Origin of the sequence: Paenibacillus sp. M-152 (assembly GCF_003856555.1) — a bacterium.
GTDB classification, from domain to species: domain Bacteria; phylum Bacillota; class Bacilli; order Paenibacillales; family Paenibacillaceae; genus Paenibacillus; species Paenibacillus polymyxa_C.
In genome coordinates, this window is sequence record NZ_CP034141.1 from 3,351,038 (window position 1) to 3,376,320 (window position 25,283).

A 25,283-nucleotide genomic window follows, 5' to 3' on the forward strand; every position below is an offset into this window, starting at 1 on the left:
TTTCAGGGTTTAGCTCCAAGAATGCAATAGTGCTCGGCATTTTAATTTACAAAAAACGCGATTTTTTGATCTTTTTTTTACAAAAATCTGAACTGTGCTTCCACCAGCCCCCGATATATTCCATGTTTTTTCATCAATTGTTCATGATTACCACTTTCCTGGATTTCCCCATGGTCCAGTACAACGATATGATCAGCATTCCGAATAGTGGACAAACGGTGAGCAACCATAAAAGAAGTTCTGCCTTCCAATAGAACCTGAAGAGCCTCCTGAATTTTCAGCTCCGTTTCCGTATCAATGCTAGCTGTGGCCTCATCCAGAATAAGAATTCGCGGATTAGCCAGTAAGGCACGAGCAAAGGATAAGAGCTGGCGCTGGCCCATGGACAGCATCCCTCCACGCTCCTCTACCTCTGTTTCATAGCCATCTGGTAAGTGAACAATGAATTCATGAGCATTGACCGCCTTCGCAGCCGCTTCAATTTCCTCATCCGTTGCATCCAAACGGCCAAATCGGATATTATCGCGTATCGTCCCCGAAAAAATAAATGTATCCTGAAGCACGATGCTAATCTGGCTGCGCAAGCTCTCCACCGTGACATCTCGCACATCATAACCATCAATGGTAAGTCGCCCTGACGTAATGTCATAAAAACGACTGAGCAAATTAATAATTGTACTTTTACCTGATCCGGTATGACCTACAAGCGCTATAGATTGACCCGCCTCGACAGAAAGATTAATACCTTTAAGCGCCTGACGTCCCTTTTCATATTCAAAAATGACTTTTTCAAATTGAATTTCACCCCGGATAGGCGGTAAGGCTTTTGCTCCCGGTTTGTTTGCAATATTCGGCTGTTCATCCATGAATTCAAAAATTCTTTCTGAAGAAGCCATCGCAACCAGTAGCTGATTGTACATTTGACCCAGCCGATTGATTGGCTCCCAAAAGTTCCCTACATAGTTGGCGAATGCAACCAGCAGCCCCACCGTAAGCTGATCTGTCTGAATTAAATGCGCTCCAAACCAGAACAGCACAAGCGTACCTAATCCTCCGGTAATATCAATAAGTGGGCCAAAGACCTGATTCATAGCAGAAGCCTTATCCCACGATTTTTTACTGGAGCTGTTCATATCGTCGAAATAAGCCATGTTTTCCTGCTCCTGCGTATACGCTTGTGTCACACGAATTCCCTGAATAGATTCATTCAAATGAGAATTGATACGCGAGTTCTTCATGCGTACTTCTTGCCAGGCGCGACGGATGCGTACTCGCAGCTTGGTCGAGATCAAAAACATGATCGGAACGGTCACAATCACTGCCAAACCGAGCTTCCAGTTAATAAGCAGCAAAATAACGATAATTCCGAAAAGCTGTACGCAGTCAATCAGGACATTCACTGCACCATTCGTAAATAAATCCTGTAGCGAGTTAATGTCATTCGTCACACGTACTAATACAGAACCCGCCGGTCTTTTATCAAAAAAGTTAAAGGAAAGCTTCTGAATATGCTTGAACAAATCTTCACGCAAATCGTAAATAACCCGCTGACCAATAATATTGGTGAATTTAATGCGGTACGTACTGGCTGCCCATTGAATTAAATATAACAAGAGCACGGCACCCGTAATGAGCAACAATAACTTTACGCTCGGCAGTGCAGGCCATGCGGGAGCAATGGCCTTGTCAATGGCCAGACTGATCAAATATGGAACCGTCAGCTTAGTAATCGTGCCGAGAATCATCATGACCAGAAGAATCGGCAGAATCTGACGGGCATAAGGTTTCATGTATGCTAGCAAACGTTTGAATTCCGCCCAGTTAAACGGTTTATCAATGACCTCATCATCTTGATAGACAAAGCGCTCATTGGTCGGCTTCTTTAACGGTTTGGCTTTTTCTACTGGAATATTCATGGTCTCACCTGCCCTTCGGATACACCGTCTGGAGCCTCCGCTATGTAATCGGCGTATTGAATATGATACACATCTTGATATGGACCTGGAGTAGCAATGAGCTGTTCATGTGTTCCACGTTGGACGATTCGTCCTTCCTCAAGCACTACAATTTCATTGGCATGACGAAGCGAAGAGATTCGATGAGCTATAATAAACGTTGTGCGTCCACGCATAACCTCTTGAAAACCGGACTGAATTTCATGCTCCGTCTCCATGTCGACCGCACTGGTAGCATCATCCAGCACGAGAATTTTCGGATTTTTGAGTAGTGCGCGCGCGATGGCGATCCGTTGTTTCTGCCCTCCAGACAGTCCCAATCCACGTTCACCAACAACAGTGTCGTAGCCCAGCGGTAATTCAGTTATGAATTCATGCGCCTGAGCCAGCTTGGAAACGCGTATGATGTCATCCATACTGACATGACTTAACCCATATGCAATATTGTTGCGTATAGAGGACGAGAACAGAAACGTCTCCTGAAACACAGAAGAAATTTGAGCACGTAAATCGCGAATTTTCAAATGACGTATATCCGTCCCATCCAGCTTGATGCTTCCTGCATTCACATTGTAGGCTCGCATGAGTAGTTGAATAATGGTCGACTTCCCGGAACCTGTTCCTCCTAAAATCCCAATGACCGATCCCGGTGGCGCATCCAGATTGATGTCAACAACAGCAGGTAGCTTATTTCCGTAAGCAAAGGTAACATGATCAAACGTCACATGACCCTTCACCTGATCGGCGTTGAGTGTAAGTGCATCAGCTTCATCGGTTACATCTACAGACTGATTCAGCAACTCCAAAACCCTTTCACCGGAAGCTTTGGACTGCGTATAGTTATTGATATGAAAGCCAATGCTCCAGATGGGACCGATAATATACCAAATTAAGCTAAAGAAAGCGACGAGTTCCCCCAAGGTCATTGACTTCTGGATAACTAGATATCCACCCATGCCCAAGAGAAGAACCACACTGACCGAGGCAATCAGTTCCATCGCGGGAAAAAATCGACTCCATAAGGAAGCAGCCTGAATTTGGTTACTTTTGTACTGCTCATTACGTACGGAGAATTTTTCCACTTCATAGGATTCGCGAGCAAAAGATTTAACGGTTCGCACACCTGTAATATTTTCTTGTACCGCTGTCGTCAGGGCGCTGAGAGCTATTCGCATTTCCTGAAAGGTGGGATGAATCCGAGATTCAAATTTGAATGTGACGAAGAGTAGCAATGGCATGCTGATCATCGTAAAGAGGGTGAGCTGCCAATTAATATACAGCATCATGATAGAGCCGAATACGACCATCAGTAGCACATTGAGGAGCTGCGCAAAACCAAACCCGATAAAGTTGCGAATCGCCTCCAAATCACCAGTCAGACGGGACATAAGATCCCCCGTTTTGGCGGTGTCATAATATCTGAAGGACAGAAATTGCAGCTTTTCGTAACAGGCATTGCGAAGTCGATACGCCAGATAGTTACCTAGCCGTCCACCAAAAAAACCATGTAAAAATTGCATAAACCCTTTGATGATCACGACTCCCAGTACAGTCAGAGCCAGAACCGGAACTTTCTCGAAGTCACCGGGAATGATAGCGTTATCAATGAGCCGTTGGAGCAGGTTCGGATACACCAGTCCCAAGGCAGTCGCTATCGCAAGGCATAGAATGGAAAGAAATAGATAATGTCTCCTCTCACGAAAAAAAACTTGCAGTTGCCTGAGCACTTCCATGTCAAGTCCCTCCATTAGTTGCACGACGTTGTTATATGGCTTAGTGAAGTTTACCATCCGTGTTCCAAGGCGGCAAAGAGGATAACGGGCCGTTTTCAGGCAGGTTCGCAATTGGTAGGTGATTAGACAAATTAAATCGCTTTCTTATCATTGAATATGGCTATTTCCTCAGTTTTCCTTTCTTTTTGAAGTATGCTTAAAACACCGGATTGTCCCACAACCCGGTGTCCTGAACTTAATACAATCATGAACATATTTATATTGACTCTAAATTCGCGAGCTGATCAGCAAGCTCTTCCCAAACTTGTGGCTCCTCACCGCCGTTAAGTGCATGTTCCATACCACGAATCGTCTCCAGCATTTGCTCTCGTAGCTGTGCTTTCTGCCATGTTTGTTCCTCTTGCATCATAGCAACGTAAAAAGAAGACATTCGTTCTCGCTGCTGATCCACAGCTTCTCCGATTAACTGGCGTAATATGGGCTCCAGTCTAGTTTGTAAATTCGCCCGACCCGTCCCTTCAAAAAATAGCTTTGGATTTTTAAAGCTATTCCAATAATTCTTCCACTGAATGGACTCCTGTAGGGAAATATCGCTCAGTTCGGGGACAGCCCATTCTCTAAATCCAGGAACTGTGCAATCTAGCCCATTCAACTGAAGGTTCATGTGATCTACGCACTGTTGGATAGCTTTACCCACCAAGGCTTGCCCCATTTTTTCTAGTCTGAGGGTGGTTGCCAGCAATTCCTGAGACAACTCCAGTTCGATCAATCGCATCAGCTCACGACCACAAGATGCAAAGGCCAAACGAAGATCACCTACTCCTTCACGCAAAACAGATGGATGGAACGCTTCTGCCATAAATTCACCCGTCCGGTAGGCTAGCCTTTGGCGTACATGATACAACAGTTCATCGGTTTCGTCCGACAGCACAGATCCACCATTGTTGTCAGTCGAACCAAGGAGCACATTCTCCAGTTCCCCACGAATTCGAGTTAATTGCTCTAATCGGAGCTCACGCTCTTCAGCGCTATACAGGGCATCAGCAGCATGTTGTTCTATTCGACTCCGCAGACGTCCCAGCTCCTGCAAAGCAGATGCAATAGACAAGCCTGCCAGCTCTTCGGCTGCAAATGCCGAAAAATCATTTTCAAACACATCAAACCGTGAAGCTGCACGTAGCGAAGCCTCTCCCCGCTCGGCTGCTTCCAACGCTAGCATGCTGGAAAGCGGATAAATACGCGGCTTGCGGATTCCGTTCGCCTGAAGTTGTTCCTGTACATGCTGAGTCACAGAATATAGTTCATCTTCAGAAGACGCCAAATCGGATGCGTTGACGATAAAAAACGTCTGATTCAGCGCCAATGTCTCTTTGACTCGGCCCAATTGATTCAAGAACTGCCGGTCTCCTTGCGTAAACGCATGGTTATAATATGTCACAAATACAAGAGCGTCTGCATGCTTCATATAATTGAAGGTCACACCTGTGTGCCGTGCATTCACAGAATCGGCACCTGGCGTATCCACCAGCACGATGCCCTGACGAGTCAAAGTGCAATCATAATAAAGGTCGATATGCTCCACGAAGCATGATTTGCGCTCGAATGCGACAAAATCTCGATATTGCTCTAGATTCACCTGAAGCTGTTGTCCTAGCAAGCTTTCAGCTTCTTCCCATCCAGCTGCAGCAGCCTTCAAAAAGCTGTAATGAGGCCTTCCCGCAGGATGAATACCTTCTGGTGATAACGAATTTACGGCTTCTTGCCAGCCCACGGATGCTGGCTCTCCCAATCCTAATAACCGAAATGAGTATTTAAGATCTTCCCGCAACGCATCCACTGATTTCATGTGGACGTCAGCCGTGGCATGGCGCTCATGAATTGTAGGCGCCATAATGCGATTAATCGCCGCTGTCGTCGGATGCGGCGATACGGGTAACACCGCTTCGCCCAGCAAAGCGTTGGCAAAGCTGGATTTGCCGGCACTGAATGCTCCGAATAGCGCCAGTGTAAAGCGCCCGTCCTCCAGTGCAGCAGCTCGCGCATGTAAATCCCGAACAGCCGCCTGCATCGCAGGGTACGGGCTTACCAATGCAGCGGCCGCCTTCAATCTTGTCGCTGCTGCATCCAGCCGCGTACGGCGGCCCCCGGCGGCAGACTGCGCTGTTGTCATGCCTGCTTGTGGCTGCACCGATGCGTTGTGCGAGCCAGCAATGTCTGGACGCACGGCACCTGTTGAAGCCGTATCTGTCGGGGCAGCAGCTTTGGTGTCGGCCGCAGGAGCAGGCGTGCCCACACGGGGCAACCCGTCAGGCGCGGAAGCCTGCGGCAGCATGCTACGCAGCAGGTCGGCGTGCGAATCCAAGGCTTGCAAGCGAGTGCTGTAACGGCTCGCCGCGTCCGCCTGCGCCAGCAACGCAGTGCGCGCATCCGCGAGAGCCTCGCGGTTGGCTTCGGCCCGTACCGCAAGCTGGGCCAGCAGGCGGTCTACCAGCGCCAACGCCTTGCGGCGGCAATCAGCGGTCACAGCAGCGCGCAGGTCCTTGCAATAGTTCAACGTATACTCCGGAGACAAAGCATTTTCCTTTACTGTCTGCTCTACCAGTTGCCGATCCATTGCAGGGCGGATGTCATCCAGCTCCTGTTCCATCGCAGCGGTCCACAAACCTTGACCTTCTCCCCATGACCTCAGTAACTCACGCACATGAGGCAACAGTTGTCCCTCCACCTGATCACTCAGCATCCCTGCCAGCCGGTCCAAACGGCGCTCCTTTTCTCGCTCCGTCTTTCCTCCGGCAAACCATAACCCTGTTTTAAAGCCCGGCTTGCGGCTTTCTAAATATTCGCCAGCCGCTTCACGTAGCTCCGCAGGCGTGAGATGAGCATGTTCCAGTAGATGATCCAGCTCTTGACGAAGCCGTTTATGCTCCTGCTCTGGAAGCATCCTCCAGTGTTCATCCTCTTGCTGTAAGGCCTTCTGCTCTATGTCCAGGCGCAAAATGGCCTCTTCTCCACCTGCTTCTTTGAGCAGTGCGTTCAGTTCCTCTTCTTCAGCGGCCTGCACCGTCTCCACATGCTGCTCTACCAAATGGTGCATAGAAGACACTAAACTATAAGCCAAAAGCTCTGCTTTGCGCTCCAGCAAATTCGGAATCAAGTACGTCAACTGCTCCCACTGATTCCAGGGGTGATTCTGTTCCTTCAAGGAAGTAAACAGAATGTCCGTGTAATGTACCTGCCAGGCATGAAAGCTGCTTTCCACCTCATTACGATAACGTGTAAAGGATAGCTCCCGCTCTCGGTGCTTATCGATTTGATTGATTATCAAATATAGTGGCTTGCCCCAATCCGACAAACTTTTGGCAAAAGACAAATTATTCTCAGATTGGACATGATTGTAGTCCATCACATAAAAAACAATATCAGCCCAATGTAAAGCTGAATGTGTCGCCATCGCGTGTCCGTGGTCTGTGGAATCTACGCCGGGTGTATCCAGCAGCACTCCTCTGCCAGATAATATCGGTATATCCTCCCATACTTCAACTGATTCATAGGCTCCACCATTTTTACAATACTCAGCAAGCTCGGACAGGGAAGCTTCCACGATTTCCGGCTCCGGGTTTTCTACCGATCGGGCTGGATGAATAAGCACTCTCGAACGTCCATGACGGATGGACACTACATTAGCGCTTGTAGGCACCGGTCCAGATGGCAGCACGGTTTTACCGCACAGGCTGTTAATCAAGCTCGATTTACCTGCTGAAAAATGTCCACAAAAGGCAATGGTCAACTCTTGCGCATGCGCTTTTTCCATCAAATCCCCTAGCGCCCTCGCTCCCGCTTCATCCCCTGCTTTACGCAAGTTATCCTGTATCTGTTCTATCGTATTCAACCACTTGTCCGCATCTCCTGTAATCGTTTGCATCATAAGCTACGGTTTCACTCCTTGTTTCTTATCTGCACCAAATAGCTATATTGTAGCATTCCTAAGCCACTGTGAGAATCATCACGTTAAAAAAACTAAAAAAGCGCTCCCTGGCTTTCGGGAACGCGTTCTTGTAAATGGCAAACCATAAGTTTATTTTATAATGTCCAAAACAGATCATCACAGTAATGCTTCAATATATTCTTCCATATCCAGAGGGTCTGTCGTTGCTTCAAATCGTTTGATCACTTTCCCGTTCCGATCAATCAGGAATTTCGTGAAATTCCATTTGATCGAATCTCCTGGTAAGTACTCAGGATGACGCTCATGAATTAAAGGAATAAGTATTTTGGCAACCGAATGTGTTTCATCAAAGCCCTCAAAGGGCAACGACGAAGCAAGATATGTAAACAACGGGTGAGCCTGCTCATCACGTACATTCACCTTTTGGAACATGGGGAATGCGACACCATAATTCAGAGTACAAAATGTTTGCACACTTTCATTGGAATCCGGCTCTTGATCGGCAAATTGATTGCATGGGAACCCGAGAATCACCAAGTCTCTATCCTTATATTGATCATATAGACGCTGCAAATCCTGATATTGAAATGTAAAACCGCACTGGCTGGCCGTATTTACAATCAACACTACTTTATCTTTATAATCACTAAGGGTGATCTCCTTGCCGTTCATCGCAATGGCTGAATAATCATAAATGCTCATTTAAGAAACTCCTCTGAAAATGTAATTGAAGATTTCATATTTAAATATGTGAAATCATCCATATCCAGCGTTTTATGACAGTCTTCAAGGTTCGTGTAAATATGCGCCTGCGGGCTGGTTAGACCAGCCGAGCCGCCTATACCGGAACATGCAACGCATGTCGTCCGCTAATTACACTTAATTAGCTGCAGTCTCAAGTACTGGCAGCAAAATTTCAAATACTTGACCATGCTGTAAGATCGTAATTCCACGGGATTTATCCTTCATTACGACCACTTCTGGTTTTTGTGACATACGCTCTAGGTAATGCTCAGGTACATCACCAGAATGACTAACTGTGATTCCCTCTAGCTCGCGCTCTTCGTTTTCAGCAAACTCTGTTGTTACAATTTGCTCAAAAATATCGGAGAACGCCTCAAAATTATCTGTATATACCGAAATGCACTTCATTACTCTTCATCCTTTTCTACACATAAATGGTTAAACCCTCTATTACCTTTATAGGTCTTTCGGGTCTTTAAGCTCTACGTTTCTTATCTTTTCTGATAAGAGACGTTTTCATACGTTTCTTGCCTTCCCTGCACACATCAAGCAATGGACACACCTGACATTGAGGGTTTTGAGCTTTGCAATGGTAGCGTCCGAAAAAAATGAGCCGGTGATGGGTCACAGACCATTCATCCCTAGGTACCCTTTTCATCAGCTTTTTTTCCACCTCAAGCACTGAATCATCCCACCCTGCAAAGCCGAGCCGTTTGGAAACGCGCTCTACATGCGTATCTACCGCAATAGCTGGTACATCAAAGGCAGTAGATACTACGACATTAGCCGTCTTGCGGCCAACACCGGGTAGCTTGACCAGTTGATCATGCTCCGAAGGTATCTCTCCCCCGTACTGGTCTATTAAAATCCGGCAGAGGTTATGAATATGCTTGGCCTTGTTTCGGTACAAGCCGATTCTACGAATATCCTGCTCCAGTTCCTCAAGAGGAACAGCCAAATAATCCTCAGGTGACTTGTATTTTTGAAACAGGTCTGCCGTTACTTTATTGACCATCTGATCGGAGCATTGAGCAGACAATAACACGGCAATCGTTAATTCAAAAGCATTGTCATGGTTCAGCTCACAATGGGCATCCGGAAACATCGTACCGATGGTGTCCAATATATGACGTGCGGTTGCTGCATTCACGGAAATCCTACCTCCTAGCAAAAAAAACGTCTTGATACGGGATAGCCCGCATCAAGACGGTCACTCTAAATAATCATCCGGAAAGAAACGAATACTATTTGTGCATGACTGCCTGCATAGGCGAGAAATACACTCCTATATTATCATTATCTGTCACAGATTGCACGTGAAAAGTGTGTAAATTCTCAAGAAATTTTCATACAGTCTGATCGATTAACGGCTCATTGGATGCTCCAAATCTACATGTCCCATTAAGGACTCCAGAGATTGACCATCTACGAGCAAATCCAGCGTTTTGACTTCCTTGAATTGGAACATCGTTTGCTTCAAAGCATCGATAGCCAATTCCTCGCCGCCAGCTCCCAATCGAGCCTCATCCGGCAGGGAAATATCAAAGGTCAATGCACCGTTATCCAATTTGATCTTATGCACGGTAATTTTCTCGGACCACAACGGAATCAGAGCAGAATCACCGCTCTTTTGTAGAGCTTCAAACGCTTTTTGGAATTTTTCCAGCTCGCTCGGATAGGTAATTTCCTTTTTCTGTTCTTTCAAACCGTTCTCTTGTGTATCCGTATAATACACCGTGATCTGCTGTGTTTGACGATCTCCTGACTTTTCCGTGTCCGTCTTGGTCTTTGTAGGCTCCGTCGACGGAGTTGCAGGTGTTTGACTCGCTCCATTATTTTCAGCAGACTGAGCTGATGGATCAGGGGTCGTCTGTTCGGGTGTACTATTTTGTGCAGCTGAAGTTTGTGTTTCCTGAGATGGAGTCGCAGGAGCCGATGTTTGCTTAGAGGCACACCCTGCACCTGCAATGGCAAACAGTGCCAGCAGACCTGCAATTACGATTTTCTTGTTCATATGTCTGTCCCCCTCCTTACTTGACGTTGGCAAGCGATTTGTTGAAGATTTATTTTACGTCGAGATACTCTGTGATTCCATCTGCAATCCCTTGAGCTACCCGGTTTTGAAAATCTTCATCAAACAGTGTTGCTTCCTCTTTTGCATTACTCAGATATCCTACTTCAAGCAAAACAGCTGGCATAGTCGTTTCCCGAATTACATGGAAATTTCCATAACGAATGCCGCGGTCTGTCAGACCCGTCGCAGGAGCAAAGTACTTATGCATAACGTTGGCGAACGCTTTGCTTGCACTACGCTGGTAATACGTCTCTGTGCCGTTGGAAGCTGAGCTACCGCTGCTGTTAGCATGAATGGACACAAACACGTTGGCTTTAAGATTTTCAGCCACTTTTACGCGCTGTTTAAGCTCCAAAAATGTATCATCGCTACGTGTTAACACAACCTCAAGCTTGGGGTTTTGTTTTAATATGCTTTCTACTTTCAGAGCCATCGCAAGGTTGAAGGTCTTTTCATAATTTTTTCTTGAAATACCAACTGCCCCGGAATCTTTTGCTCCATGTCCAGCATCAATAACAACGACCTTTTTACCATTGCTATTAACTGGAGATGTCTGCGTATCGTCCGGCTCTGACCCATCCGGTAACGTTGCGTCTGGCGTTGTATTCACTGAATCCTTGGAAGCCAGATCGACGATAACACGATTCGATCCATCATTATATGCGGTATAATTCATGGCATGTTTCAAATCAATAACAACTCGCACCGTTGATGGTTCCTTTTGGAATAAAGCATATCGGATACCGGACACATCCGCTTCATTCTCAATGTCCAGCGAACCATTTAAGTTGCTATCCAGCTTCTGCTGGTCTCCAAAATTGTCCGCAAATGCAGTCGCTGGCAAATCCACCACTACCCGATCAGGGCCTGTCATCGTAAACGCTTTCGGCTTGACAGCACCCGCTGTTGTGATGGTTAAGCGGTTTTGGCTGAAACTGACTCCCTGCACCTGCGTCACACCTGAACTTGCATTATTGGTTGGCGCAGTTACACTTCCTGTACCTGTACTGTTATTTCCGGACTTAGGAGGTGTAAATTCCCCGTTTCCAGACCCACTATTGCGGGTATATAATTTTACGGACTTGGAGCTGCTGTCCCATTTTACGTCCAGTCCCATTTGCTCGCCGATAAAACGAAGCGGTACAAGGGCATAATTGGAACGCAGCAGAGGCGAAGCATCCAGACTAATGTCGCTTCCATTGACAGTCGCCGTCTTACTTCCGATTATCATTCGGATCAAGGTACTGTCCTTCTCAATCGTTATGGTTCGCGCCTGCTGCTTCCATGTCACGTCATATCCCAAATTTTCAGAAATTACGCGCAGCGGAACCATCGTACTTCCGCCAATTACTTGTGCCTTAGCACCACTAGGGACACTTAACTGTTGATCGTCGAGATAGATTTGTGTTCCACTCGAAGCCGCATGTCCATAACCCGGAACCACCCACATGAAGACAAATAATAACAACAAAAAACCAAATTTCTTCATTCGTCACCCTTCCATTCATAATTTTTTTGCCACATGCTCCGGTGCGGCGACCTGATATACGCGCTTATGTAATATCAGACAACCTTATAGACGTTATCTCACACCAAAAGTTGCGAATATATTCCATCATAACAGAAATATACGTGCCAAAGAACTATTTTTGTCGAATTTTGACTAAAAATATGGACCATTTGCTTCCCGTCAAAAGTCACAGCAAAAAAATAAAAAAAGCTACTTTTCACCCTCATGAATTTTCATTAAAAGGTGAAAAAGCAGCTTTTATTGCAAACTTTCTTAGTTGAGTGATTCAGTTACTCCTGTGCCTGTTCCAAGGTACTCTTTCAGGCCATCGACAATACCTTCGGCAATCTTCTGCTGTGTTTCTTCTGTGAACATGGCCGCTTCATTTGACAGATTACTAAGGTAGCCACATTCCAGTAATACAGCGGGCATTTGTGATTTTCTCGTCACCACATGGTTTGCCACCTTAATACCGTTATCCTTAAACTCGGTTGCTGCTACAAGATGCTTGTGCATGATCGTGGCCAGGCTCAAACTTTCCTGACGTGCATAATAGGTTTCAGACCCATTAGCTTTTCCGTTATTAGAAGTTGGCATACTGTTACCATGAATGGAAACAAACACGCTAGCCTGCTGATTATTAGCGAGCTGTGGCCGTTCATCCAGTGTGGGATACGTATCTCCATTGCGAGTCAATACAATTTGAATATCAGGATCATTTTGGGCAAGCTGCTGGACTTTTAACGCTACCGCCAAAGTAAATTCCTTCTCATGTCGTCCAGTCACACTGCCTGCTCCAGGGTCCTTACCACCATGTCCTGGATCAATTACGACGATTCGCCGTCCTTCGACATTCGTTGGAGCTACTATCTCCGGGTTCACACTACGTTCACGCAACTGAAGGGTGATATCACCTATGCCATTTGTTGAAAGATCGTAATCACGTGCCTGATTCAAAGCAATGACGATACGTGCGCCCCCTTTTGTTCCATCCGCAGGAGCAAATCTGATTTCCTGTACATCCTCACCGTAACTATTCACCAACGCCCGAGTGCCATCCTTACGAACCGGGAACGACTGGAGAAGATCTGTCGACAGTGAAGTCTCCGGTAAATCTACAACTATACGGTCAGGTCCTGTCATTTTGGATACTTTAGGAGTTAGGTCTTTGTTCAGAGAAATCTTTAACGTTTCATTCTCAAAAGAAATGTTTTGTACAAGCACCGCATTTGTAGTAGTCTGTTCTACATTCTGCTCCTTGGAAGTTGAAGGTACGGCTTCCGTATGCTTGTCTGCTTCAACCGGAGTTATTGTTCTCGCTGTTGCTGTAGGCGTTTTATTTGTGCTTTTTGTACTCTGTGTTGACGTTTGCGACGGTTGTTGGGATTGAGACTGTTTATCCGCTGGTTGAGTTGCAATCTTCTGACTGAGATTTACGGATTTATTTTGATTATTCCAATCCACTTTTAACCCCATTTGCTCCCCGACAAAACGCAATGGAACCATGGTCGAGCTGCCCCGCAGCACAGGTGGTGCATCCAAACTAACTGTTTTTCCATTCACATCAGCCGATGTACGGCCTACATACATAGACATATCGGTACTGTTTTTTTGTATTGAAATTTTATAGGCTTGTGGCTCCCACTTAAACTGATATCCAAGCTGCTCCCCAACCACCCTGAGCGGTACCATGATTTTACCATTGACCATTTCAGGCTTGGCACCCGCGGGCGCTTCCACCCTTTTGCCATCCAAAAACAATTCTGCTCCAGCCGCATTCACATGAGGGGAGGACGGCCACAACCAAATCAAGATAGCCGCTAGTATCACCCAACCATATTTCTTCATCCTCATTCCCCTAACTTATATATGTATTTTTTGTGCTACTTACAGACATAATCCTTCAACCATTTTACATTTACAATACCATGATGAGTCGAACCGTCAACCCCTTATTTACCAATTTATTTTCTAAACATGATAAAAGCCCGTAGGCAAAAGAGTTGCCAGTACGGGCTGTCTGTCTATCAAATAAATTAACTATATTTCTTCATATTGAAATTGGACCGGAAATGAACATTATGCGCCTTGTTTCGCAGCACGCTTTTGCTCATAAGCCAGAATTTCAGACTCATGCTGGAGGGTCAAGCCAATATCATCCAAGCCTTGCAGCAGGAATTGACGGCGATGTTCATCCAGATCGAATTCAATACGCAGACCGTAATCGTCAGTGACCGTTTTTTCATTCAGGTCTACGTTTAATTGGTAATTATCATGCTTTGCCGTGCGCTGGAACAATTCCTCTACTTGCTCTTCAGACAGTTTGATCGGCAAAATACCGTTTTTAAAACAGTTATTATAGAAGATATCCGCAAAAGACGGTGCGATTACACAACGAAACCCATAGTCCATGATTGCCCACGGTGCATGCTCACGGGAGGAGCCGCAACCAAAGTTGGCGCGAGAAATCAGTACAGATGCCCCTGCATAACGAGACTTGTTCGGTTCAAATTCAGGATTAATATTGCCCGCCTCATCAAACCGCCACTCATAGAACAAAAACTGCCCAAAGCCTGTGCGCTCGATGCGTTTCAAAAATTGCTTAGGAATAATAGCATCCGTATCCACGTTCACCCGATCCACAGGCGCTACAATTCCTTTTAAAGTTGTGAAAGCTTCCATCGTTAATTCCTCCTCCGTATCCTAGCGGACAACTTCTTCTTGCTTGAATTTCCAATCTCGTACATCGACAAAATGTCCATGAATCGCCGCAGCGGCTGCCATTGCTGGAGATACAAGGTGAGTACGTCCTCCGCGTCCCTGACGACCTTCAAAGTTGCGATTAGAAGTTGAAGCACAACGTTGCCCCGGTTGAAGTACATCTGGATTCATCGCAAGACACATGCTGCAACCCGCTTCGCGCCACTCAAATCCTGCTTCTTGAAAAATGACGTCCAGTCCTTCTTCTTCAGCCTGAATTTTCACACGACCCGAACCTGGTACCACGATTGCCGTGACTTTGTCAGAAACCTTGTAGCCTTTGGCTACTTCGGCTGCAGCGCGCAAATCTTCAATCCGACCGTTGGTGCATGAGCCGATAAACACATAATCAATTGCAATATCCGTGATCGGTGTGCCTGGCTTCAAATCCATATATTCAAGCGCTTTCTCAGCTGCTTTACGTTCGTTTTCTGTCGGCAATTCTGCCGGAATGGGTACGGTTGAGGAAATATCTGTGCCCATACCGGGACTGGTGCCCCACGTTACTTGTGGAATTAAGGAATCCACGTCAAACTCCAGCACGACATCAAACTCGGCGCCTTCATCGGTGACAAGCTCTTTCCACTCAGCAACCGCCTGCTCAAATGCGTCACCTTGGGCTACATGTTGACGTCCACGCAAGTAGTTGAAGGTCGTTTCGTCCGGCGCAATCATACCTGCTCTGGCTCCGCCTTCAATAGACATGTTACACACTGTCATGCGCTCTTCCATGCTCAACTCGCGGATGGATTCACCCGTGTACTCAATAACATAGCCTGTAGCGAAATCTGTACCGTATTTGGCGATGACACCCAAAATCATGTCCTTTGCCGTCACACCAGGTTTGCGACGCCCTACAAAACGAACTTCCATCGTTTTTGCTTTTGCTTGCTGGAGACATTGCGTTGCCAATACGTGCTCTACCTCACTGGTTCCGATACCAAAAGCGAGCGCTCCGAACGCCCCGTGTGTGGAGGTATGGCTATCACCACAAACAATCGTTTTTCCCGGATGAGTCAGCCCCAGTTCAGGCCCCATAACGTGAACGACACCCTGATCCACCGTATCCAGATCATATAGTGTGACACCGAAATCGCGGCAATTTTGAGTTAATGTATCAATCTGCTGCTTGGAAATCGGGTCCGTAATGTTGTAACGATCTTTTGTCGGTACGTTATGATCCATTGTGGCAAACGTCAGCTCTGGACGACGCACCTTGCGACCGCTAAGACGTAGTCCCTCAAACGCCTGCGGCGAAGTTACCTCATGTACGAGGTGAAGATCAATGTACAAAATACTCGGCTTGCCCGCTTCCTGATAGATGACATGGTTATCCCAAATTTTCTCGAACATGGTCTTTTTACTCATCAATATTCACCCCTGTGTTTTTCGAACCTAGTGGAGAGAAGCTGTACGGCTCTCTCTTGGATGTCAACAATATACCACGACGTGTCTGATTGGTCTAAGATATGATATCTATAGAAGTGATAGTCTTGACCTATAAGCGCACTTAAGAAAATATTGAGGCAAGACTAAAACACCAAAGGCCGAAGGTTATTTTTCCTTTTGACCTTTGGTATGACTCTATTTTTATATCATTATAGTTTTGCGCTAAAACATTGAGATTGAGTGCATCACCATACCGTACACCGTCAATCTCCGATGACTGCTTACTTCAAATAGGTTCCCGTTTCTCCAATTCCACCACTGCCATTCAAAACATATACCCTTGCATTTCCTTTACCGGAGCAAGTCAAGGTAATTTTGCCATCCGTAACTTTTTTGGAATCACCGGTCACTGCATCCACATAGGTTCCGTTCGGAATTCCGGAAAACGTTGCGTTTCCCGAAATCGTGACCAACGCAAAGCTGTCAATGCCTTTGGCGCTGTCGGTATATCTTCTCTTAAACGCAAGATTACCCGTAACATTTTCTGTAGAATACTGGCCTTTTTGCAAGGCAGGTACAGCTCTTCTAATTAAATTAAGCTGTCTGATATGTTTCGCCAGAGGATGGCTGAGTGATTCCGCAAGCGTGCCAGTAGCGTTTGTGTATTTGCCATAATCTTGTACCATAACACTGCCTTCTATGTGATCGCCGTAGTAAGCCCGTCCCGTTTTGCTTAGCGGTGCATTTGGACCCGGATCAATGACTGCCCCCTTTTGAAATTCGATTTCGGAGCCATAGAAGATGGCAGGTATTCCGCGGAAGGTGAACATCAGATCGAGATTCTCGGCCCAAGTATCTTGTGTGCCCGCAAATCTTTGATTTTCCGGAGCCTGGTCGGGCGCATAGTCATGAGAGTCGACATAGGTTACATTCCAGGTGGCATCATTGTAGTATTGATCTCCACTTCTCATATTGAAGGCTTCATGCGCGGTCTTGAACGCCCAATGCATAGGAAAATCTATCACATCCATACCCGATTTCATCGAATAGTCAGGCGTATGATAGGTATTGCCGATTAAGAAAGCATTGTTCGAAGTTGGCTGTCCTGCTGTAGTAGAGTTATCCGCCCACTCTTGTTCAACCGACATTTTATTAGAGGCATAGTCATTTTTCCCATCGCCCGGATACGATTTTGAAGCCTTCCAAGTATAGAATGGCGTTGAAATCGCTGGAATTCCGCTGTTCCAAACATCTCTGTACCGGGTGGCTACTTCTCCAAAAACATAGAAATCCGAGCCGCCTCTTGTCTTCCAGGCAGGAATATAGTATTTATTGAAAATATATCGGCTCACATGCTTCACTGTATCGACACGGAAAGCGTCAACGCCCATGTCTATATAGTGATTGTAGGTATCAATTAAATATTTGTTAACTGTAGGGTTTTCCGTGTTCAAATCCACGCAATCTCCCGCTATCTGACCAGTCTGAACAGTATAGGACTCCCAGGAAAGACTTTTCTCTGTATGGTAAATATTATTATTCGTTTCGGCGGTCTTCATTAAAGCGAGCCTTGCCTGATACTGCTGATCGGGTGTCATGGAATCATAGTTTGACGGCAGCTTATCCGTAGTTTTCACCAAGTTGTTACCGGTATCCGGTTTAGCCGAATCTTTCTTAAACATGGGGTACAGATTCTCTTCACCAAAATTACCGGTATGATTGACGACGATGTCCTGAATAACCTTCAGCCCTTTGGCATGGGCCGCATTGATCAAATCCTGATAAGAAGCTCCCGCCGATTCATACCTTGGATCTACTTTGGCAAAGTTTATAGCATGGTAACCATGATAATCATAACCGCTGGCATTCTGCACAACAGGTGTAATCCAGATGGCACTAAATCCGAGGGCTTTGATATAATCGAGCTTTTGAATCAGTCCCTTAAAATCTCCTCTCCAAGCCGGGTCCGAATCCGGATTACGCGCCTTGGTATCATCCCATGCATGCACATTGTTGCTTGGATCACCGTCATAGAACCGGGAAGTAATCACGAAGTAAATAGTGTCTTCCCGAAAATCCCCCTTGTCTCCAATATTATAAACAAAGCTCTGTTTGGTTTGATTCCCAGCACCGTCTATAATAAGAAATTTTAATGTCGTGGTCTTGGAGATAAGGATGGACGGTCCGGTCAATCCGGCCAGTGCGTTACCGTGGATGTAGACTTTTGAGCTTGTGGTAGGTTCCGTACCATCCTCCGTGTAGTATGCCTTGGTCGTTGCCGCCTTGTTATCTTTCAGGTTGAAGGATACCGTCACAGAGGAACCGGAATGCCCGGCAGGCAAATTCGCCGTGATTGTCGGAGCTTGCAGATCGGCATTTAGATCAATTACATAATCGAAAGAGGATGCATTTCCAGTTTGACCGATTGAATTGACAGCGATGGCTTTGATAGTCAAAGAGGAAGCAACCTTGATTGGAGTGGTATACAAGGTCGAGGAGGTCGTAGGTGTCGAACCGTCTATCGTATAATAAATCTTATTGCCACTGTTGGTGCTGGACAGCGTTACCATTTGGGCCGAATCGTATGTTTTCGGCTCGGGAGAGATGGAAACCACCGGAACTTTTGGAGTTTCCGGGTTGGCATCATACCATACGTTATCCGTGTAATACCAGCCGTCTTTCACACTGCGGGACAAGTCGGCCGTCTGTTTGCCACTACTATCATTAAAGATGAGACTTGAGCCTGTCGCCTCGGCAATGGTATAGCTATACCAGTCGTTTCCGTCCGACTTCATAAGAATTCCGGGCCACGCCCCACTAATCGGAACGGTTGCCGGATTCAAATTCCAGTAATGGATTCGAATTGCTGAATTCCAGCTTGCAGGCTTTTTAAAGTGAACCGTTAATCCGTTTTGAGTTGATGCAGGTGATGCTGTAGGTGCATACGTCGCAGTAACGGTAGACGTGACCGCTGCGGTCGGCAATGGAAGAACATTCACTGTGGAATTCGTATAGGCGGCTGTATGATCGGTGTTACTGGCCGAAGCACCGCCAGGTAAACCGAAAAAGTTCAAGCAAAGCGACAGTATAATCAACCAAGAAATAAAACTCCCTGTTTTTTTTCTTAGCAAGTTAACACCCTCCTGATAAAATTTAGTAGCTAGATCGTGCAACCGGTTGCATAAAAAATAAAAAAAAAGAAAGACACTTATTTTGGATAAAATGAATCCATTGATCGCCTCCCCCGTGTTATGTAAGAAAAATCATTGTACGCGCTTACAAAATAAACTCTTAAAAAAGCCCGTTTAAATACGGATCTAAAATAATCAATGATTTTTCCTTTTTTGATTATATCATCCATACTTTTCCTCGGTCAATGTATTTGCTAGTGTGTAGATTTCCTCCGACCATAATCACTCTTTATGAAAACCAATGGCTACTTTTCCAGAACTCTCTCGCTCGCAAATTCCCAGCATACCTACCTCCAATCTAAACTATGTAAAATTTTGGTTGGGTGTAATGAATTTCACATCTTTCCTGGTCAACCTGTTCTACCATAGAAGAGTGATACGCCGTGCTGGGCAGACCATTTTGGTCGGGACGTTTACTTCCTGTTCTAAATTAGCTACAGAGGCTGTCTAGCATGCGCGGCAAGTACGCCTTTATTTTGATTCGAAGCGGAGTGTCCAGATGTTGAATACCGAATTGGAATACCGTGAGCGCATCAGGAAGCTGGCCGTATGTATTGTCAAGCATTACCGAGGAAAAGGACCGGACAACGTTAAGGTTTCTTTGAACTCACCACTCCGAGTTACAGTAGAGATCCAAGGTACTTTGTCTAATCTGTCCGAAATTCTCGTTCATGAAGGCGCTGTGGAAAAGGTCAGTGATTACTGGAATGTCCTTCGTCCTTATCTGGAAAAGGAGTTTATGAGGGAAGCCGAAAAAACACTTGGCAGTCCCTTCACTTACACTTGGGAGGTCTGCCCCTCCGTCCATGGAGACGGACATATTATCATTACTCTTGAACTACAACACATACCCCGGTTGGATTAGCGGGAAGGAGATTATCTCCTCGCTCGCGGATAAGCCAGTACAGAATGCAGCGTAAAGCGGCATTTTTGTATTGGCTTTTTTTATGTTACGAGTTTCATCTATTTCATATAAAAAGAGGTGCTGCACACATGGCAGACAAGGTATTAACAGTATGTCCTTACTGCGGAAGCGGTTGTCAGCTTCATTTGCTAGTGGACAAAGGACAGGTAATTGGCGCGGAGCCAGCTAATGGCCGTACAAATGAAGGAACATTGTGTCTGAAGGGACATTATGGGTGGGATTTTCTGAATGATCCACAGATTCTGACTGCACGCTTGCGCAAGCCCATGATTCGCAAAAATGGAGTCATGGAGGAAGTGGAATGGAATGAAGCCATTCAGTATACTGCCGAACGGCTGTCAGCAATTAAGGAAAAGTATGGACCTGACTCTATCATGGGGACGGGTTCCGCACGCGGTCCGGGGAATGAAGCCAATTATGTCATGCAAAAGTTCATGCGGGCAGTCATTGGCACCAATAATATTGATCACTGTGCCCGTGTTTGCCACGGTCCTTCCGTAGCAGGCTTAACCTACTCGCTTGGGGATGGGGCTATGTCCAACTCTATTCCTGAAATTGAACATTCTGATCTCCTTTTCGTATTTGGATACAATGCGCCAGAAACGCATCCAATCGTCGCAAGACGTATTGTAGCTGCCAAGCAAAGAGGTGCCAAAATTATTGTATGTGATCCTCGTATGACTGAAACAGGGCGCATCGCGGATATGTGGCTACCTCTAAAAGGCGGCTCGAACATGGCTTTGGTGAACGCCTTTGGTCATGTGCTAGTACATGAAGGGCTGTACGACAAAAGATATGTCGAAGCAAACACAGAAGGCTTTGCCGAATATGTAGAAAACATTAAAAAATATACACCTGAATATGCGGAAGGTATTACGGGTGTCAAGGCTGCTGACATTCGGGCGGCTATGAGGGAATATGCCAAGGCTCCTACCGCTACAATTCTATACGGAATGGGCGTATGTCAATTTTCACAGGCCGTTGATGTGGTAAAAGGTCTCGCTTCCCTTGCCCTGCTTACTGGTAATCTGGGCAAGCCAAATGTAGGTATTGGACCTGTACGTGGACAAAACAATGTCCAGGGCTCCTGCGACATGGGTGCATTACCCAATGTGTATCCTGGTTACCAGGATGTCATCGACACTGCAGTTCGCAAAAAGTTTGAAAAAGCATGGGGTGTTGAACTGCCGCGTAAAAAAGGATATTCACTTACAGAAGTACCGCATCTCATTCTGAAAGAGAACAAGCTGAAGGCTTATTATATCTTCGGCGAAGATCCTGTACAAAGTGATCCGAACGCTGCCGAGCTGCGTGAAGCGCTGGAAAAATTGGAATTTGTCGTGGTGCAGGATATTTTCATGAACAAGACGGCACTGCATGCGGATGTCATCCTCCCTTCTACCGCTTGGGGCGAGCATGACGGGGTGTATTCTTCGGCAGACCGTGGCTTTCAGCGCATCCGCAAGGCCGTCGAGCCTCAGGGTGATGTAAAGCCAGACTGGGCTATTATTAGCGAGGTTGCTACCGCTATGGGCTACCCTATGTCCTATGCAAACACAGAGGAAATTTGGGATGAAATGCGAAGCCTCAGTCCCTTATTCGCTGGTGCCAGCTATCAGAAAATGGAGGAACAAGGCGGCGTACAATGGCCATGCCCTACAGAGGATCATCCAGGTACACCGTATTTGTACAAAGGCAACCAATTTTCCACACCTAGTGGTAAAGGCCGATTATTCGCCTGCGAATGGCGACCACCACAAGAACAGCCGGATGCACAATTCCCGCTTGTCTTATCTACAGTACGTGAGGTAGGCCATTACTCCGTACGTACTATGACTGGTAACTGCCGTGCATTGCGCCAGTTGTCTGATGAGCCTGGATTTATTCAGATTAGTCCGGAAGACGGAGCAGATCTAAACATTCTAGATGGCGAAATTGTGGCTATCTCCTCGCGTCGGGGACGCATTATGGCACGGGCACAAATCAGTGACCGTGTGCAGAAAGGTGCGACCTACATGACCTATCACTGGTGGGTCGGAGCATGTAACGAGTTGACCGCCGATTTTCTCGACCCGGTATCCAAAACCCCGGAATTAAAATACTGTGCCATCCGGTTGGAGCGGATTGCCGACCAAGCGCAGGCTGAACGTGATGTACATGAATCATACCAACAGATTCGTAAACAAATGAACGTTCAGGAAGCCGTTTTAGCTGACAAGGTGACGAGATGAGCGGCGCGCGCAACACGCTGAGCCGTCCGACAAACAGAATGGGGTCAGCCGATAGAACAAGTGCTATTGCTTCCTCATTCGTCGTTGCAGACGGCGGGCAATGTATTGGCTGCAAAGCCTGTGAACTGGCGTGTTTTGCCGTTCATGGGCAGGCGGGCGGCATAGGCGCTTCGGTCGGAACCGTCAGTGTGCCTGTGGTTCCCAAGGTATATGTAGTGCGCGCCGGAGATACGTACGTGCCAGTGCAATGCCGGCATTGTGAAAATGCCCCCTGTGCACATGCCTGCCCGGTGCAGGCCATTCGCCAGGAGGATGGCGTAGTCATGATTGATGAGGACCGATGCATCGGCTGCACCTCCTGTGTCTTGGCCTGCCCCTTCGGAGCAATCGAGGTGTCTCCAGTCTATCGAGCCGGACACGTTATCACGCAGTCCGGTCTGACTAACCGTGCAAATCGAACCGCGCTTCCCCGCACTGCGGCAAGCAAATGCGATCTGTGCGCGGAAACAGAGAACGGACAGCCTGCTTGTGTAGAGGCCTGTCCAAATCATGTGCTACGGCTGGCCAATGGTATATCCGACTCGCCTCCAGAGCCTCGGCGGGAAGTCTTTTTCCCACGCCTGTAAGGTCAAAATCAGCCGCAGAAAGGTAGAAAAACATGTCAACAACAGACAAGATCTCTTCGCCTCCATGTATGAGGACGTCTGATTCTACAGACCCCGTCATTCATATTGACCCAACGCTCTGTACTGGATGCAGACGCTGTGCGGGTGTTTGTCCGGTAGATGCCATAGAGGGACTGCCTGGAGAACCTCAAACCGTGAACGCAGACCGCTGTGTTATTTGCGGTCAATGTGTGCAAATATGCAGCGTGTACGCCTCAGATTGGGCAGATTCATCTCCACAGGTAGCCGCCATCAGACGACAGGAACGTATACGTGAACGCGATATGCCTGCCGACATCGGCGAACCGCTATTTGCTGCCTATTATAGCTATAACCTGAATAAGGTAGCTGACATGATGAAGAAGCCAGGACAGCTTCGAATCGTGCAGTGCGCCCCAGCCATTCGCGTGTCACTCGCAGAGGAATTTGGTATGCCGTTTGGTACCCTGACGCCCGGCAAAATGGCCGCTGCCCTTCGTCGTCTCGGCTTCGATCGAGTATATGATACGAATTTCGGAGCTGACGTAACTATCATGGAAGAAGGCACTGAGTTGATTCGCCGCGTAACCGAGGGTGGACCGTTACCGATGTTCACATCCTGCTGTCCAGCTTGGGTCCGTTTTGCCGAGATTGAATACCCCGATCTGCTAGACCATCTATCCAGTTGCAAATCGCCAATGCAAATGGTGGGAGCGCTGGTCAAGACCTATGGTGCACAGCTGGATGAGGTGGAACCTGCGAATATTTACAGCGTCGCGATCATGCCATGTACCTGTAAACAATTTGAATGCGATCGTCCCGAAATGGAATCCGACGGTTATCGTGATGTAGATGAGGTATTGACCACGCGTGAGCTTGCATACTGGATCAAGCAACAAGGCATTGATTTTATGAACCTGCCTGATGAGGAATTTGATGCACCGCTAGGTCAATATTCAGGCGCAGGTACTATTTTTGGTGTAACTGGAGGAGTTATGGAAGCTGCCATCCGCACAGGTTATGAACTGCTGACAAATGAGAAGCTGCCAAAGCTCCAGCTGGATTTTGTCCGTGGCGAAGAAGGCATTCGAGTAGCGGAGGTACAGGTGGGCGAATTGCAGCTCAAGGTAGCGGTCGTCGCTGGACTCCAGCATGCCTATCAGCTCCTGGATCGTGTGCAGGCAGGCGAATGTGATTATCATTTTATTGAGGTGATGGGCTGTCCAGCTGGATGTATCAGCGGAGGAGGGCAACCCAAGCTCATGTTGGAAAAACAAAAAATCGATGCTTATCGTGCGCGTAAATCGTCTATCTATGGACATGATGCTGCATCTCAGGTGCGCAAATCGCATGAGAATCCTTTTATCATCAAGCTGTACGATGAATTTCTAGGTGAGCCGCTAGGTCATGTATCACACCATCTGCTGCACACGACCTTTCAAAAGCGTGGACCCGGCAGGCAGAGCCGCAGCAGCAGTGATATGTCCGTCAAAGGACATAACGATTATCCCATTCATTAGTACGTTCAACACATAGATATAATCATTAGAAATTATAATTTGCCGTTAGTTAGAGAGGAGTCGAGTTAGTATGAATCGCTTTGTTTTAGCTGATCCCGATCAGTGTATCGGCTGTCGTACCTGTGAAATCGCATGTGTTATCGCACATTCATCGGAGAACCCTTTTATCTCGCCAGATGACGAGTTTCATTTTCACCCTCGCTTAAAGGTGATCAAATCCTTTGGAGTCACCGCACCTGTCCAGTGTCGTCACTGTGAGGATGCTCCATGTGCTAATGCTTGCCCGAACGGCTCCATTACGAACGCAGACGGCTGCATTCTTATTAACAGCGAAAGTTGCATTGGCTGTAAAACCTGCATGATCGCCTGCCCTTACGGCGCGATTACCATGGTGCCTCAATACAGAGACGGACAGCCGGTCGTGCAAGACGGACTGTACACTAATGTGTCGGGTCGTTTGCAACCCAAAGAACGCATGATTGCCAGCAAATGTGATTTGTGCGAAGGTGTGGATGGCGGACCGGCCTGTATTGGAAAATGTCCAACGCAAGCCCTCAAGCTGGTCGAGCCAGATCTGGTTCATGCACGGGTTGAGGAAAAACGAGCTGCAAGTGCACGTCAGCTGCTGCATATGACACGTATTCCGGCGACGGGTCTATAA

General features: G+C 46.9%; 17 protein-coding genes. 5 read left to right on the forward strand and 12 right to left on the reverse strand.

Annotated features, from left to right (window positions below):
• Window positions 1-77: 77 nt before the first annotated feature.
• The 12 genes from EGM68_RS14585 to EGM68_RS14640 form a co-directional block, all read right to left on the reverse strand.
• Window positions 78-1,916 (reverse strand): ABC transporter ATP-binding protein, encoded by a 1,839-nt coding sequence (locus tag EGM68_RS14585; RefSeq protein WP_040103526.1) that lies wholly within the window; start codon window positions 1,914-1,916, stop codon window positions 78-80.
• Window positions 1,913-3,688: an ABC transporter ATP-binding protein gene (locus tag EGM68_RS14590; protein ID WP_013371589.1), complete on the reverse strand. Its 1,776-nt coding sequence runs from the start codon at window positions 3,686-3,688 to the stop codon at window positions 1,913-1,915. Before EGM68_RS14590 ends, EGM68_RS14585 begins: the two co-directional genes overlap by 4 nt.
• Before the next feature lie 256 nt (window positions 3,689-3,944).
• A complete protein-coding gene (locus EGM68_RS14595) occupies window positions 3,945-7,613 on the reverse strand; it encodes a dynamin family protein (protein WP_129549485.1) in 3,669 nt (1,222 codons plus the stop codon).
• Between the two features lie 177 nt (window positions 7,614-7,790).
• Window positions 7,791-8,336, reverse strand: a complete 546-nt coding sequence (locus tag EGM68_RS14600) for a glutathione peroxidase (RefSeq protein WP_129549486.1) — start codon at window positions 8,334-8,336, stop codon at window positions 7,791-7,793.
• 177 nt (window positions 8,337-8,513) lie between these two features.
• The gene (locus EGM68_RS14605; RefSeq protein ID WP_013310628.1) at window positions 8,514-8,786 is read right to left on the reverse strand and encodes a hypothetical protein; all 273 of its coding nucleotides are present in this window, start codon (window positions 8,784-8,786) and stop codon (window positions 8,514-8,516) included.
• 67 nt (window positions 8,787-8,853) lie between these two features.
• Window positions 8,854-9,528: an endonuclease III gene (nth, locus tag EGM68_RS14610; protein ID WP_025365090.1), complete on the reverse strand. Its 675-nt coding sequence runs from the start codon at window positions 9,526-9,528 to the stop codon at window positions 8,854-8,856.
• 213 nt (window positions 9,529-9,741) lie between these two features.
• On the reverse strand, window positions 9,742-10,392 hold the full coding sequence (locus tag EGM68_RS14615) for a GerMN domain-containing protein (protein ID WP_013371594.1): 651 nt from the start codon (window positions 10,390-10,392) through the stop codon (window positions 9,742-9,744).
• 49 nt (window positions 10,393-10,441) lie between these two features.
• Entirely contained in the window at window positions 10,442-11,941 is a 1,500-nt protein-coding gene (locus EGM68_RS14620) for an N-acetylmuramoyl-L-alanine amidase family protein (protein WP_129549487.1), read from the reverse strand.
• A 294-nt stretch (window positions 11,942-12,235) separates the two neighbouring features.
• On the reverse strand, window positions 12,236-13,810 hold the full coding sequence (locus tag EGM68_RS14625) for an N-acetylmuramoyl-L-alanine amidase (RefSeq protein ID WP_129549488.1): 1,575 nt from the start codon (window positions 13,808-13,810) through the stop codon (window positions 12,236-12,238).
• A gap of 231 nt (window positions 13,811-14,041) precedes the next feature.
• Window positions 14,042-14,644 (reverse strand): 3-isopropylmalate dehydratase small subunit, encoded by a 603-nt coding sequence (leuD, locus tag EGM68_RS14630; RefSeq protein WP_129549489.1) that lies wholly within the window; start codon window positions 14,642-14,644, stop codon window positions 14,042-14,044.
• Between the two features lie 21 nt (window positions 14,645-14,665).
• Window positions 14,666-16,090, reverse strand: a complete 1,425-nt coding sequence (leuC, locus tag EGM68_RS14635; RefSeq protein WP_013371599.1) for a 3-isopropylmalate dehydratase large subunit — start codon at window positions 16,088-16,090, stop codon at window positions 14,666-14,668.
• A 302-nt stretch (window positions 16,091-16,392) separates the two neighbouring features.
• Window positions 16,393-19,242 carry an alpha-amylase family glycosyl hydrolase gene (locus tag EGM68_RS14640; RefSeq protein WP_129549490.1) on the reverse strand — a complete coding sequence of 950 codons (2,850 nt, stop codon included), beginning with the start codon at window positions 19,240-19,242 and terminating at the stop codon, window positions 16,393-16,395.
• Between the two features lie 559 nt (window positions 19,243-19,801).
• Here EGM68_RS14640 and EGM68_RS14645 point away from each other — a divergent pair.
• From EGM68_RS14645 to EGM68_RS14665, 5 genes are all read left to right on the forward strand, one after another.
• Window positions 19,802-20,167, forward strand: coding sequence for a hypothetical protein (locus EGM68_RS14645; RefSeq protein WP_013371601.1), 366 nt, complete (start codon window positions 19,802-19,804; stop codon window positions 20,165-20,167).
• Window positions 20,168-20,295: 128 nt separating this feature from the next.
• Window positions 20,296-22,458 carry a formate dehydrogenase subunit alpha gene (fdhF, locus tag EGM68_RS14650; protein WP_025678582.1) on the forward strand — a complete coding sequence of 721 codons (2,163 nt, stop codon included), beginning with the start codon at window positions 20,296-20,298 and terminating at the stop codon, window positions 22,456-22,458.
• The gene (locus EGM68_RS14655; protein WP_025678581.1) at window positions 22,455-23,084 is read left to right on the forward strand and encodes a 4Fe-4S dicluster domain-containing protein; all 630 of its coding nucleotides are present in this window, start codon (window positions 22,455-22,457) and stop codon (window positions 23,082-23,084) included. The genes fdhF and EGM68_RS14655 overlap by 4 nt, the downstream gene beginning before the upstream one ends.
• A gap of 32 nt (window positions 23,085-23,116) precedes the next feature.
• Window positions 23,117-24,622, forward strand: a complete 1,506-nt coding sequence (locus EGM68_RS14660) for a [FeFe] hydrogenase, group A (protein ID WP_240664050.1) — start codon at window positions 23,117-23,119, stop codon at window positions 24,620-24,622.
• A gap of 70 nt (window positions 24,623-24,692) precedes the next feature.
• Window positions 24,693-25,283, forward strand: coding sequence for a 4Fe-4S dicluster domain-containing protein (locus tag EGM68_RS14665; protein ID WP_013371605.1), 591 nt, complete (start codon window positions 24,693-24,695; stop codon window positions 25,281-25,283).

Bases quoted from the DNA above. Each gene is read 5' to 3' on its own strand.
- EGM68_RS14585 (WP_040103526.1), bottom strand. From the start codon at position 1,916: ATGAATATTCCAGTAGAAAAAGCCAAACCGTTAAAGAAGCCGACCAAT.
- EGM68_RS14590 (WP_013371589.1), bottom strand. From the start codon at position 3,688: ATGGAAGTGCTCAGGCAACTGCAAGTTTTTTTTCGTGAGAGGAGACAT.
- EGM68_RS14595 (WP_129549485.1), bottom strand. From the start codon at position 7,613: ATGATGCAAACGATTACAGGAGATGCGGACAAGTGGTTGAATACGATA.
- EGM68_RS14600 (WP_129549486.1), bottom strand. From the start codon at position 8,336: ATGAGCATTTATGATTATTCAGCCATTGCGATGAACGGCAAGGAGATC.
- EGM68_RS14605 (WP_013310628.1), bottom strand. From the start codon at position 8,786: ATGAAGTGCATTTCGGTATATACAGATAATTTTGAGGCGTTCTCCGAT.
- EGM68_RS14615 (WP_013371594.1), bottom strand. From the start codon at position 10,392: ATGAACAAGAAAATCGTAATTGCAGGTCTGCTGGCACTGTTTGCCATT.
- EGM68_RS14620 (WP_129549487.1), bottom strand. From the start codon at position 11,941: ATGAAGAAATTTGGTTTTTTGTTGTTATTATTTGTCTTCATGTGGGTG.
- EGM68_RS14625 (WP_129549488.1), bottom strand. From the start codon at position 13,810: ATGAAGAAATATGGTTGGGTGATACTAGCGGCTATCTTGATTTGGTTG.
- leuD (WP_129549489.1), bottom strand. From the start codon at position 14,644: ATGGAAGCTTTCACAACTTTAAAAGGAATTGTAGCGCCTGTGGATCGG.
- leuC (WP_013371599.1), bottom strand. From the start codon at position 16,090: ATGAGTAAAAAGACCATGTTCGAGAAAATTTGGGATAACCATGTCATC.
- EGM68_RS14645 (WP_013371601.1), top strand. From the start codon at position 19,802: ATGTTGAATACCGAATTGGAATACCGTGAGCGCATCAGGAAGCTGGCC.
- fdhF (WP_025678582.1), top strand. From the start codon at position 20,296: ATGGCAGACAAGGTATTAACAGTATGTCCTTACTGCGGAAGCGGTTGT.
- EGM68_RS14655 (WP_025678581.1), top strand. From the start codon at position 22,455: ATGAGCGGCGCGCGCAACACGCTGAGCCGTCCGACAAACAGAATGGGG.
- EGM68_RS14660 (WP_240664050.1), top strand. From the start codon at position 23,117: ATGTCAACAACAGACAAGATCTCTTCGCCTCCATGTATGAGGACGTCT.
- EGM68_RS14665 (WP_013371605.1), top strand. From the start codon at position 24,693: ATGAATCGCTTTGTTTTAGCTGATCCCGATCAGTGTATCGGCTGTCGT.